A 12,382-nucleotide genomic window follows, 5' to 3' on the forward strand; every position below is an offset into this window, starting at 1 on the left:
CAGGTTGCGCGCCAGTCGGTCCCGGCCGGGTCCGCTCAGTTCGTCGAGGACGACGGTGCGCCCGCCCATCGCCAGCAGGATCGCCTCCGCGGTACCGCGCACCTCGGGACCGCGGCCGAACGACCAGCCGATGTCGTCGGCGACGAGGCGCACCCCCTGCCCCGGATCGCTCCGCGCACGGGTGGAGCCCAGAGGGCGAAGTTCAGTGCCGGCCGGATGCGGTCCGCAGGGATCGCGCGCGGCAGACCCAGCGGCCGGCGGATGTCCTGCTGGTGGATCATGCCGTCCAACAGCGAGATCCGGCAGCCGAAACCGGAGGTGAGCCCCGTGGGACGGACGTGCTCGCGCAGGGCGGCGACCACGTCCCCCGTGGTCATCGCCCACAACTCCGCGAGCCGCACGTCGTTCGAGGAACTGCCCGGGTTCGCCCGGCCGGACACCATGCGCTGCAGCGTCTCCCGCCCGGACAGGAGGTCGTAGCCGATGTGGTGCAGCACCACGTCCCGGACGCTCCACCCGTCGCACAGGCTCTCCGCGCTCCACTGCTCGCCGGTGAATCCCTCCACCAGCTCGAGCAGGCTCCGCCGCTCCTCGGTCGCCAGACCCGCCACCGATCCGATCACGCTCGGGCCTCCTCCCTACTAGGGAACGATGTTGACGAGCTTGCCGGACACGACGATCACCTTGCGGGGAGCACCGTCGAGTAGTTCGGCGATCTTCGGGTCGGCGAGGGCGGCGGACTCGAGGGCCTCGTCGGACGCGTCGGCGCCGACGGTGATGCGCGAGCGCACCTTGCCCTTCACCTGCACCGGGATCTCGACGGTGTCCTGCACCAACCACTGCCCCTCGGCTACCGGGAACGGCCCGTGCGCCAGGGACTCGGTGTGCCCCAGACGATTCCACAGCTCCTCCGCGATGTGCGGGGCGACGGGCGCCAGCATCAGCGCGAGCGGCTCGGCCAGCGCGCGGGGCGCGCCACCGGGGTACTCCTTCGTGAGGTGGTTCGTGAGCTCGATCAGCTTGGCGATCGCGGTATTGTCGCGCATCTCCGCGTAATCCTCGCGGACACCCGCGATCGTCTTGTGCAGCAGGCGCAGCGAGTCGTCGGACGGCGTCTCGTCGGTGACGCGCACGGCGCCGGTCTCCTCGTCGACCACCGCGCGCCAGGCGCGCTGCAGGAATCGCTGCGCACCGACCACGTCCTTCGTGGCCCACGCCCGGTCCTGATCCAGTGGGCCCATGGACATCTCGTAGACGCGCAGGGTGTCGGCGCCGTAGTCGCGCGCGATGTCGTCGGGCGCGACCGAGTTCTTCAGCGACTTGCCCATCTTGCCGTACTCGCGGTTGACCTCCTGATCGCCCAGGAAGTACTTGCCGTCCCGCTCCACGACCTCGTCGGCGGGCACGTACACACCGCGCGAGTCGGTGTAGGCGTAGGCCTGGATCATGCCCTGGTTGAACAGCTTCCGGTACGGCTCGCGGGAGGTCACGTACCCCAGGTCGAACAGCACCTTGTGCCAGAACCGCGCGTACAGCAGGTGCAGCACCGCGTGCTCCACGCCGCCCACGTACAGGTCCACGCCGCCTGGATCCTTCGGCCCGTTCACCTCGGGCCGCGGCCCCATCCAGTAGGCCTCGTTCTCCTTGGCGCAGAACGCCTCCGCGTTCGTCGGGTCCACGTACCGCAGCTGGTACCAGGAGCTGCCGGCCCACTGCGGCATCACGTTCGCGTCGCGCGTGTAATCCTTGAGACCGTCGCCCAGGTCCAGTTCGACGTGCAGCCAGTCGGCCGCCTTCGCCAGCGGGGAGAAGGCTCCGAATCCGCGTCCTCGGGGTCGAACGCCACGGGCGCGTAGTCCTCGACCTCCGGAAGCAGCACCGCCAGATCGGATTCGGGCAGGGCGTGGGGCGCACCGTCGGCATCGAAGACGATGGGGAAGGGCTCGCCCCAGTACCGCTGGCGCGCGAACAGCCAGTCGCGCAGCTTGTACTGCACCGTGCCGCGTCCGGCGCCCGTCTTCTCCAGGTACGCGATCACCGCGGCCTTGGCCTCGGCGACGCCCAGGCCGTTGATGTCGAGATCGGCATTGGCGGAGTTCACCACGGGACCGTCACCGGTGTACGCCGCCTCGGCGACGCCGGCCTCGCTGCCGATCACCTCGACGATCGGCAGACCGAACTTCGTGGCGAACTCGTGGTCGCGCACGTCGTGGCCCGGGACGGCCATGATGGCGCCGGTGCCGTACCCCATGAGCACGTAATCGCCGATGAATACGGGGATCTCGGCACCGCTCAGCGGATTCACCGCGAACGTGCCGGTGAAGACGCCCGTCTTCTCCTTGCCCTCCTGGCGCTCCAGATCGGACTTGGCGGCGATCGAGCGGCGGTACGCGGCGACGGCCGCGGCGGGGGAGTCGGCGCCGTCCGTCCAGCGTTCGTCCACCCCCGCGCGCCAGGCGTCGGCGGTGAGCTCGTCCACCAGCGGGTGCTCCGGCGAGAGGACCATGTACGTCGCGCCGAACAGGGTGTCGGGCCGGGTGGTGAACACCTCGATCGGATCCACCTCGACGCCCGCCGGAGCGAAACTGACACGCGCGCCGCGGCTGCGGCCGATCCAGTTGCGCTGCATGGACTTGACCTTCTCCGGCCAGTCCAGCACGTCCAGGTCGTCGATGAGACGATCGGAGTACGCGGTGATCCGCATCATCCACTGCCGCAGCTGCTTGCGGTACACGGGGAAGTTGCCGCGCTCGCTGCGGCCGTCGGCGGTGACCTCCTCGTTCGCCAGCACGGTGCCCAGCCCGGGGCACCAGTTGACCAGCGAGTTGCTCTCGTACACCAGCCGGTACCCGTCGAGCACGGCGCCGCGCTCGCGCACCGTCAGGCCCGACCACTCGCGGCCGTCGTCGAGAACGCGCGCACCGGAGGCGAACTCGGCCTCCAGCTCCGTGATGGGCCGGGCCCGGTCCTGGGCTGCGTCGTACCAGGAGTTGTAGATCTGCAGGAAGATCCACTGCGTCCAGTGGTAGAACTCCGGGTCGGTCGTGGAGACGCGCCGGCGCTCGTCGTGGGCCAGTCCCAGCGAGCCGATCTGCTCCAGGTACCGCGCGATGTTCTTCTCCGTGGTCACGCGCGGATGCGTGCCCGTCTGCACCGCGTACTGCTCGGCCGGCAGGCCGAACGCGTCGAAGCCCATCGTGTGCAGCACGTTGGCGCCGTTCATCCGGTGGTAGCGACCGAACACGTCCGTCGCGATGAAGCCCGGGGTGCCCCACGTGCAGGCCCGCGCCCGACGGGTACGGGAACATGTCGAGGATGAACAGCTTCTCGGCGGGCAGGGTGCCCTCGGCCGCGGCCAGCGGCCCGACGGGGTTCGGCGCGTGGAACACGCCGCCCGCGCGCCACTGCTCACGCCACCGCTGCTCGATGGCGCCCGCGAGCGCCGCCGTGTAGCGGTGGGCGGGGTCGTCGAGGCGGCCTGGTCAACGTTCTGGGTCACCCCACCAGCCTAAATCCCGGCAGGTCGCCCGGCCCGGCCACCCCGGCCGGTTCCGCGGGCCGCCGCACCACCGAGTCGCGCTCGGCGAGGCCCGCGAAGACGAGAACGCCGATCCCCCTCGTGTCGCATGCCATCGACCGAGCGGGCGCCGATTTGCCCCGGTACCTAGACTGAACGAGTGCTCGTCCTGGTTCTGATCCTCGCCGTGGCCGCCGTGGCGGCCGTCCTCGTGGGCGCCGCCGGCCTCGCCGGGCGCCTGCCCGACACCGGTTTCGTGGGGGTCCGCACCGAGCAGACCCTGTCGGATCCGCTGCTCTGGCGCACCGCGAACCGGGTCGCCGGGCCGGGCATCGTCGCCTCGGGCGTGATCTTCGGCGGCGGAGCGCTCGTCGCCCTCGCCATGGATGCGCCGTGGTCCTACGTCGCCGTCACGGTCGCGGTGGTGGCGGGCCTGTTCCTCGCCGGCTTCGGCGCACTGCAGGGCGCTCGGGCCGCGTCGATCCAGGCCCGGCTGCAGATGCCCGACGCCACGTGTTGCAGCGCCGATGACTCGGCGGAGGCGGGCGGGGCACCGTCGGGCGACCCGGCCGAGGATTGCGGCGTCGCCGGGGGCTGCGGCGCCTGTGCGCTCAAGGGTATGTGCGACCACGAGGCGCGCCCCGCCTAGCGCCGATGCGGAAACTCCTCGACAAGCTCTCCATCGACGGCTTCATCCTCGCGATCTTCGCCGCCGTCGGCGTGGCGGCGCTGCTTCCGGCGCAGGGCCGCGCGGTCCCCGTGGTCGACGGTGCCGTCACCGTCGCGATCGCGGTCCTGTTCTTCCTGTACGGCGCGCGCATCCACCCCCGCGAGGCACTGGCCGGCCTCAAGCACTGGCGCCTGCACGTGGTGATCCTGACCTTCACGTTCGTGGTGTTCCCCGTGATCGGGGTGTTGTTGCGGTTCCTGCCGGAGGTGCTACTGCGGCCCGAGCTGTACGCGGGCCTGTTGTTCCTGACACTGCTGCCGTCCACCGTCCAGTCGTCGATCGCGTTCACCTCGATCGCGGGCGGCAACGTGCCGGGGGCGATCGTCAGCGCGTCGGTGTCCAACCTGCTCGGTGTGTTCATCACACCCCTGCTGGTACTGGCGCTCATGGCCACCACGGGGGAGGTGCAGTTCCACAGCAGCTCGATCGTGGACCTGTGCCTGCAGCTGCTGCTGCCGTTCCTCCTCGGGCAGCTCGCCCGACCCTGGTCGCCGAGTTCGTCACGAAGCACGCCGCGGCGCTGAAGTACGTGGACCGCGGGTCGATCGTGCTGGTGGTCTACGCGGCCTTCTCCGCCGGCATGCGCGAGCACATCTGGAGCCAGGTCTCCTGGGAGGGCGTGGTCCAGCTGATCGTGCTCTCGGTGGTGCTGGTGATCTTCATGCTCTGGCTCACCCGGTTCACCGCGGAGCAGTTCGGGTTCGACCGCGGCGACATGCTGGCCGTCCAGTTCTGCGGGACCAAGAAGTCCATGGCCACAGGCCTGCCGATGGCCGCGGTGCTCTTCGCCGGCCAGCCCGTGGGACTGCTGGTGCTGCCGTTGATGATCTTCCATCAAATCCAGCTGATGATGTGCGCGTGGCTCGCCGCCCGCTACGGCCGCGAGCTCGAGCCGGACACGGTCGCTGCCTAGTTCGCTTCACGATGTGGGTGCCGGTGCCTCGGAGGTTCTCCTGCGCACGTCCGAGGCCCGGAAACCCGACATCGTGAGCGATCGTCAGGCGACGGGGGCCTGCTGCGCGACCTTCGCCAGCAGCGGCTCGATCTTGGTCAGGATCCAGGCCCGGCTCAGCGAGGTGGGCTGGTTCATCGACACGATCGTGTGCAGGTCCGAGACCAGCGTGGTGCCGTTCGCCACCTGCGGCAGGCCGGAGTACCCGGGTAGGCGCGCCAGGTCCGCCTCGGTCGCGCCGTTCGGGTAGATCGCCATGAAGTTGGCCCCGATCGTGGGCAACTGCTCCAGCGACACCGGCGTGCGGCCGCCCTGCAGGTCCGGGTTCTTGGAGAACACCGGGTTCTCGCGGACCGACCTCGGCAGGGCCATGCCGAGCTCGGCGAAGAACGTGTTGGTGGCGTCGGCGGGCTGCGCCACCAGGTTGAACGTGCTCGACGCGGCGATGTACTGCGCCACGACGGCCGACTTGCCCTCCAGGCCGGGGTTGCGCTTGCGGACCGCCTGGACGTTCGCCTTGTCGTCGGCGAGCACCTTCGCGGCCTCGGCCTCCTTGCCCAGGATCCTGCCGAGCGCCTCGAGCTGGGTATCCCACGCCGACGAGGTGCCGTCCTTCTCGATGCCGCCCAGCACCTTGGACACCGGGGTCAGACTGTCGTAGTTCGCGCCCACGACGAAGCTGTCTCCCACGAACAGCTCCGGCCGGTACTTCGCGACCTCCTCGACGGGGATCGTCCTCTTGTCGGGCATCTTGATGATCGGGACACCGTCGAGCTTGTTGCCGTGCCAGGGCGCCGGGAGTGAGACCTGGCCCTCGACCACCGCGACCGGCTTGATCCCGAGCGCCAACAGGTTGTCGATCCCGTAGCCGTTGGCGACGATCCGGGTGGGGCCGACGGGGAACTCGGTCACCCCCTTCACCTGCGTGATCGTGACCGTCTTGGAGGCGGCAGCGGCGCCGTCGGAACTCGCGTCCCCGCACGCCGACACCACGAACCCGACGACAGAGACGGCGGCGATCACGCCGACCTTGAACCGCTTCATCAAGCCTCCTCAGACACCAAGAAGGCTAGACTAACCTAAGACGTCAGTTGACCGAAACGTCCACCGGATGGGTGGCCAACAGCGAGGTGGGGAAGCCCTGGCGGCGCAGTACCTTGCCCCACAGGTCCACCCGAGGCGGCACCAGCACGTCGGTGTGCAGCGAGCCGCACGGGATCCAGTCGTCGCGCTCGAGCTCCTCGTCGAGTTGGCCCATGCCCCAGCCGCTGTACCCGGCGAACACCCGCACACCGTCGAGCAACTCGTCCATCATCTCGACGTCGGAGTCGAGGTCGACGAGGACGACCCGGCCGGACACCTGCTGGAGGCCGCGAATGCCGTTCACGTCCACGCCCGCCTTGACCACGCCCAGGCAGAGCGCCGCGGTCTGGTTCACCGGACCCCCGACGAAAACCGCCTTCGGTTTGGCCGCCAGGTCGTGCCAGCGGGGAGTACCCCGTGCACCGCCGACTCGCTGGGGCGGTTGAGCACCACGCCGAGGCTTCCCGACTCGTTGTGCTCGATCATGAAGATCACGGTGCGGGAGAACGTGGGCTCGATCAGCTCGGGGGACGCCACGAGCAACGTGCCGGAAGACACCTCGGGACCCGCGTCGTCGGACGCGCCCGAACTCGCACCCGAGGACGCGTCCCGGGACGAGGATTCGTTGGAGCGATCGGGACCCACGCCTCCATCATGACACGCATTCGGCCGCCGGCGTCCGCCAACGTGGCGGGCGCCGCATCGTTAGGCTGTCAGGCGTGACATCCAGCGGCACGGAAGCGCCTGCGGCCGCGCCGAAACCCGCGTGGCGGACCTTCCGCGACCTGCCGGACCTGCTGCGCCTGCTCGGCGTCCGGCTGCTCAGCCAATACGCGGAGGGTCTGTTCCAGGCCGCGCTGGGCACCGCGATCGTGTTCAACCCGCAGCGCGAGGCCTCACCCGTCGACATCGCCGCCGGGCTTGCGGTGCTCCTGCTCCCGTACTCGGCGATCGGCCCGTTCGCGGGCGCGTTGCTCGACCGGTGGGACCGGCGGCGGGTGTTCATCGTCGCCAACCTGGTCCGGACGCTGCTCATCCTCGGATGCGCGGCCGTGCTGGCCGCCGGAGCGGGAGACCGCGATCTTCGTGGTCGCACTGGCGGTGGGCGGCGCAGGCCGGTTCGTGGCGTCCGGGCTGTCGGCGGCGCTGCCGCACGTCGTCGACCGGCCGCAGCTCGTCGCGATGAACTCCGTCACCACCACGCTCGGCGCCGGGGCCACGGCCGTCGGCGCGAGCACCGCGGTCGGCCTGCGGATGTTGTTCGGCTCCGACGACGCCGGCAGCGGGGCGGTCCTCGCGACTGCGGCGCTGGCCGCGCTGGCCGGCGCGGCCCTCGCCACCCGGTTCCCGCCCGGCGTCCTCGGGCCGGACCACGACGTGTCCGGTAGGCACGAGAGGCCGTCGCCGGCGATCAGCGACGTCGCCGCCGGGCTCGCCCACGGCGCACTCGCGGCCTGGCGCGCCCCGTCGGTGGCCGCCGCGCTCACCGGCATGGGCGCGCATCGCATCGTGTTCGGCTTCAACACCTTGATGCTGCTCCTGCTCACTCGGCACCACTTCACCGACGGCACGCTGGGGCTCGCCGGCTTCGGCTCCGTGGCGGGCGCGACGGCCGTGGGCATGTTCGTGGCCGCAGTGGTGACCCCGTTCGCGGTGGCGCGGACCGGCCGGCGCAACACCGTGGTCGGCGCGCTCGTGGTCGCCGCGTGCACACAGCTCGCCGTGCTCGTCATGAACTTCCCGGTCCTCGTCGCGGCGGCCGCGGTCCTGGGCCTGGCCGGGCAGGTGGTCAAACTCTCCGGCGACGCCGCGATGCAGATGGACGTTCCCGACGAGCGTCGCGGTCAGGTGTTCGCCTTCCAGGACGCGCTGTTCAACGTGAGCTTCGTGGGCGCGGTCGCGTTCGCCGCCGCCGTCGTCCCGTTCGACGGTGCTTCCCGCCCTCTCGCCGCCTCCGGCGCGGTCCTCTACGCGATGTCCGTCGTCGCGGTGCTCGCGCTGTACCGGCGCACGGGATCCCCGCGCCCCGCCCACGCGTCCCCGTGACGGGCGCGTCGGGAACCGTGGCGCGCGCTGGTGCGTCCAATTGATATGGGGGAGGACATGCAGGCGGTCGAGTACTGGTTCGGTGACGGGGACGGCCACGTCACCCGCTGGACGTCACCCTCGGTGCAGGGCTCGGTCCTGCTCGACTTCGACGGGGACGGCCGCGCCGACGACGCGATGATCGACCTGGACCACGACGGACGGGCCGACATCGCGGCGCTCGACCTGGATGACGACGGCACCGCCGAGACCCGGCGCCGCGACGACGGCAGCGGGCTGTGGTCACTGCCCGATCCGGATCCCGCACCCACCGAGGCGGGCGCACCGTCGGCCTGCCCGCTGCCACGGGACGCGCCACCCGCGACCAGCGCACCGTCGGCGCCCGGGACCAGACCGGCCGCGCCGAGCCAGGATTCCCGGGTCACGGCGGTGCCGGCGGAGCCCGGCCAACCGCCCCGGCAGGCGGTCATCGATACCGATGCCGACGGTGCGCCCGACGTCCTGCTGTTCGACACCGACGGTGACGGCACCGCCGACGGCGCGGTGAAGCCCCCGGCGTCGCGCGCTCAGCCCTGACGCTCGGCCCACCAGCGCCGAAGCTCGGCCTCGGCTTCGTCGCGGTCGAGGGGGCCGCGGTCGAGCCGTAGTTCCTTGAGGAACTTCCAGGCCGCGCCGACCTCCGGCCCGGGCGGCAACCCCAGCAGCTCCATGATCGCGTTGCCGTCGAGATCCGGCCGCACGCGCGCGAGATCCTCCTTGGCCGCGAGGTCCGCGATGCGTTTCTCGAGCCCGTCGTAGGTGGCTTGCAGCCGCGCGGCGCGGCGCTTGTTGCGGGTGGTGCAGTCGGCGCGGACCAGCTTGTGCAACCGGGGAGCAGCGGCCCGGCGTCGGTGACGTAGCGCCGGACCGCCGAATCGGTCCACTGCCCGTCGCCGTAGCCGTGGAAGCGCAGGTGCAGGAACACCAGCTGCGCCACGTCCTCGGTGACCGCCTTCGGGTAGGCCAGCGCCCGCATGCGCCTACGCACCATCTTCGCGCCCACCACCTCGTGATGGTGGAAGGAGACTCCACCGTTCGGCTCGTGCCGGCGGGTGTCGGGCTTGCCGATGTCGTGCAGCAGCGCGGCCCAGCGCAGGATCAGGTCGGGGTCCGACTCCTCGAGGTCGATCGCCTGCTGCAGCACCGTCATCGAATGCCAGAACACGTCCTTGTGCTGATGGTGCTCGTCGATGGCCAACTTCATGCCGGGGATCTCGGGGATCACGCGCTGCGCCAGCCCGGTGTCCACGAGCAGCACGATCCCGTCCACGGGGTGCTGGCCCAGGATCAGCTTGTCCAGCTCGGCCCGCACCCGCTCGGCGGTGATCCGGTCGATCTCGGGCGCCATGTCGGTCATCGCCGCGGACACCCGCGGCGCGACGCCGAAGCCCAGTTGCGCGACGAACCGCGCCGCCCGCAGCATGCGCAGCGGATCGTCCGAGAACGATTCCTCGGGCGTCGCGGGCGTGTCGATCACCCCGGCGAGCAGGGCGTCGAGCCCGTTCAGCGGGTCGTGGAAGTCCTCGGCGCCGTCGCGGCCGATCCGCACGGCCATCGCGTTGATGGTGAAATCGCGGCGCACCAGGTCGTCCTGCAGGCTTGTCCCGAACCGAACGACGGGGTTCCGGGTGACGCGGTCGTAAGCCTCGGCCCGGTAGGTGGTGATCTCGATCCGCTGGTCCGCGAACGCGGCGCTGACGGTGCCGAACTCGATCCCGGTGTCCCACATCGCGTCGGCCCAGCCGCGCAGCAGCTCCTGCACCTGCTCGGGGCGGGCGTCCGTGGTGAAGTCCAGGTCGCTGGTGAGCCGGCCGAGCAGCGCATCGCGCACGGACCCGCCCACGAGGTACAGCTCGTGGCCGGCGTCGGCGAACCGCGCGCCCAACGGCGCCAGCACGTCGGCCAGCCCGCGCAACGAGATGTGCGCGCCCGCCAGCAGGCGGGTGCGTCGCTCGGCGCGGTCGACTGATCCGGTCTCGGTCACGACACGCGAGTCTACTGCGGGGCGGAAAACGCGACGGTGGCGTATCGGACACCGACCGGCCAGTAGCATCGGGGGGTGACCTCAGCCGAATCCGCCGACTCCTCGGGCAGCCCCCAGCGCCCGGGTCCCGTCGGCGACGGCGCCGGGGAGGCGGTGCGTCCCGGCCGCGTCGGCGACGGCGGCGCGGTGGTCGCGGGCGCGGGCGCGCGCAGCTCTCGGCGGTCACCGACCAGAAGCCGGAGTCGGGCACCGCACCGTCGGACGGCGCGGCGGGATCCGTGAAGTCCGGCCGCACCCAGAGCGAGTCCGCTCCGAAGCAGAAGCGGCCCGGGCCGGGCCGCCGGCAGGACCCCGGATCCGGACGGTGCGCGAAACCTCCGCGGGCGGCCTCGTGGTGGCGGGGCTCGACGGTGCCGCCGAGCTGCGGGCCGCGCTGATCGGGCGCGTCGACCGCCGCGGCCGCACCCTGTGGTCGCTGCCCAAGGGCCACATCGAAGAGGGCGAGACGGCTGAGCTCACGGCCATCCGTGAAATCGCGGAGGAGACGGGCCTGACGGGCAACGTCCTCGCACCGATCGGGAAGATCGACTACTGGTTCGCGGTCGAGGGCCGGCGCGTGCACAAGACCGTGCACCACTTCCTGCTGTCGTGGGAGAGCGGCGACCTCTCGGCCGAGGATTACGAGGTGTCCGAGGTGGCATGGGTGCCGATCGGCGAGCTCGCCAGTCGGCTCACGTACTCCGACGAGCGCAAACTCGTCGCGGCCGCCCGCACGGTGATCGACGACCTGGCGTCCGATCCCGAGGAGCTGGCCGCCCGGGTCGCGGCCGCGCCGCGCAGCGAACCCACCGCCTACGAGCGGGCGGCTGCCGAGCGCAACGCCGTCCGCAACGACCCGCCCAGACCGCGTCGGCGGCGCGGCGGGCGCCGCTCGCGAGGACGCCGGGGCGGCGGGAGCGGTCAGACGTGATCCGTGCGGCCCGCCTGCTGTGCGTGCTGACGCTTCTGGTCGCGCTGACCGGGTGGGCCGTGCCCTCCCGCGCCGGCCTGCCCGACGCGCAGTTCGTGCGCATCACCGTCGACCGGATCACCTCGCAGGTCACCGAGTCCTCGCCGAACGAGGTCGTCGTCCGTGGCAGCGTCACCAACTTCGGCGACCGGGACGTGAGCGACCTCGACCTGCGGATCCAGCGGGCGCCGGCCGTCGCGACCTCGGCGCAGTTGCGCTCCGACATGGTCGCCGACAACAACGTCTACGACACACTCGGGCGGTTCGAACCGGTCGCGAAGGTGCTGAGGCCGGGCGAGCGGACCACCTTCACGGTGTCGATCCCGGTGCGCCCCACCCCCACCTCGACGGGCCCCACCCTGGGCATCGATCGGCCCGGCGTTTACCCCATCCTGCTGAACCTCAACGGCAAGCCCGCGTACGGGGAGTGGCGCGCCTCGACGACTCCCGCACGCTGCTGCCCGTGCTCGCGCTGCCAGGCGGCGGCACGGAGGAAGCGGGCACCGTCGACCGGCCGGTCACGACGTCGCCCAGCCAGCTCACCGTGCTGTGGCCGCTGGCCGACAACCCCAAGCTCGCGGGCGGCGTGCCGGGCGGCGGCGACACGGCCGTGCGGCTCGTGGACGACTCGCTCGCCCGGTCGGTTGCCGACGGCGGCCGGCTGGACGGGCTGCTGTCGGCCTACGAGTCCGCCACCAGCGGTCCGGACCCGCGCCGCTCCGCGCTCCGCGCCGCGGTCTGCCTGGCCATCGACCCCGACCTGCTGGTCACCGTCCAGGCGATGACGGGCCCGTACCGCGTCTCCCGTGATCCGGCGGATCCGCGCGGCCCGTCGACCGCCGGGAAGGGCTCCGACGCGGCCGCTGCCTGGCTCGACAAGCTGCGCCGCGCCGCCGCCGACACCTGCGTGGTCGCGCTGCCGTTCGGCCAGGTCGATCTCGAGGCACTCGGCCGCTCCGCAGCGCCCTCGCTCCAGCGCGCCGCCCTCGACTCGTCGGCCGATGTCATCGACTCGATCCTCG

The 12,382-nt window shown here is 71.5% G+C and carries 7 protein-coding genes and 5 pseudogenes; 7 read left to right on the forward strand and 5 right to left on the reverse strand.

Annotated elements, in window-relative coordinates; genetic code table 11:
• Positions 1-35: 35 nt before the first annotated feature.
• Together MTP03_RS22320 and leuS are read right to left on the reverse strand one after the other, a co-directional pair.
• Entirely contained in the window at positions 36-623 is a 588-nt protein-coding gene (locus tag MTP03_RS22320) for a maleylpyruvate isomerase family mycothiol-dependent enzyme (RefSeq protein ID WP_248490018.1), read from the reverse strand.
• Positions 624-641: 18 nt separating this feature from the next.
• Positions 642-3,428 (reverse strand): annotated as a pseudogene (leuS, locus tag MTP03_RS22325) (leucine--tRNA ligase).
• Positions 3,429-3,677: 249 nt separating this feature from the next.
• Between leuS and MTP03_RS22330 the strand changes: the two are divergent.
• Both MTP03_RS22330 and MTP03_RS22335 read left to right on the forward strand, forming a co-directional pair.
• Complete coding sequence (locus MTP03_RS22330) at positions 3,678-4,166, forward strand: SdpI family protein (RefSeq protein WP_248490019.1); 489 nt, start codon at positions 3,678-3,680, stop codon at positions 4,164-4,166.
• A 5-nt stretch (positions 4,167-4,171) separates the two neighbouring features.
• Positions 4,172-5,160: pseudogene (locus MTP03_RS22335) on the forward strand (bile acid:sodium symporter family protein).
• A gap of 84 nt (positions 5,161-5,244) precedes the next feature.
• On the opposite strand, the gene MTP03_RS22340 reads toward MTP03_RS22335, so the two are convergent.
• Both MTP03_RS22340 and MTP03_RS22345 read right to left on the reverse strand, forming a co-directional pair.
• On the reverse strand, positions 5,245-6,243 hold the full coding sequence (locus MTP03_RS22340; protein WP_248490020.1) for an ABC transporter substrate-binding protein: 999 nt from the start codon (positions 6,241-6,243) through the stop codon (positions 5,245-5,247).
• 43 nt (positions 6,244-6,286) lie between these two features.
• Positions 6,287-6,840, reverse strand: a pseudogene (locus MTP03_RS22345) (YqgE/AlgH family protein).
• Between the two features lie 161 nt (positions 6,841-7,001).
• Here MTP03_RS22345 and MTP03_RS22350 point away from each other — a divergent pair.
• Positions 7,002-8,328, forward strand: a pseudogene (locus MTP03_RS22350) (MFS transporter).
• 57 nt (positions 8,329-8,385) lie between these two features.
• Positions 8,386-8,904 carry a hypothetical protein gene (locus tag MTP03_RS22355; RefSeq protein ID WP_248490022.1) on the forward strand — a complete coding sequence of 173 codons (519 nt, stop codon included), beginning with the start codon at positions 8,386-8,388 and terminating at the stop codon, positions 8,902-8,904.
• Here the strand turns inward: MTP03_RS22355 and MTP03_RS22360 are convergent.
• A pseudogene (locus MTP03_RS22360) lies at positions 8,895-10,351 on the reverse strand (CCA tRNA nucleotidyltransferase). The gene MTP03_RS22355 and the pseudogene MTP03_RS22360 overlap by 10 nt on opposite strands.
• 75 nt (positions 10,352-10,426) lie before the next feature.
• Between MTP03_RS22360 and MTP03_RS22365 the strand changes: the two are divergent.
• From MTP03_RS22365 to MTP03_RS22375, 3 genes are all read left to right on the forward strand, one after another.
• Complete coding sequence (locus MTP03_RS22365; protein WP_248490023.1) at positions 10,427-10,633, forward strand: hypothetical protein; 207 nt, start codon at positions 10,427-10,429, stop codon at positions 10,631-10,633.
• Positions 10,634-10,715: 82 nt separating this feature from the next.
• Positions 10,716-11,321, forward strand: coding sequence for an NUDIX hydrolase (locus tag MTP03_RS22370; protein ID WP_371820831.1), 606 nt, complete (start codon positions 10,716-10,718; stop codon positions 11,319-11,321).
• Positions 11,318-12,145: a hypothetical protein gene (locus tag MTP03_RS22375; RefSeq protein WP_248490024.1), complete on the forward strand. Its 828-nt coding sequence runs from the start codon at positions 11,318-11,320 to the stop codon at positions 12,143-12,145. The genes MTP03_RS22370 and MTP03_RS22375 overlap by 4 nt, the downstream gene beginning before the upstream one ends.
• Positions 12,146-12,382 lie beyond the last annotated feature (237 nt).

The organism is Tsukamurella sp. PLM1 (genome assembly GCF_023168325.1).
Lineage (GTDB): Bacteria > Actinomycetota > Actinomycetes > Mycobacteriales > Mycobacteriaceae > Tsukamurella.

Excerpts from the sequence above, each read along its gene's own strand:
- MTP03_RS22340 (WP_248490020.1), bottom strand. The coding sequence starts at position 6,243 with ATGAAGCGGTTCAAGGTCGGCGTGATCGCCGCCGTCTCTGTCGTCGGG.
- MTP03_RS22355 (WP_248490022.1), top strand. The coding sequence starts at position 8,386 with ATGCAGGCGGTCGAGTACTGGTTCGGTGACGGGGACGGCCACGTCACC.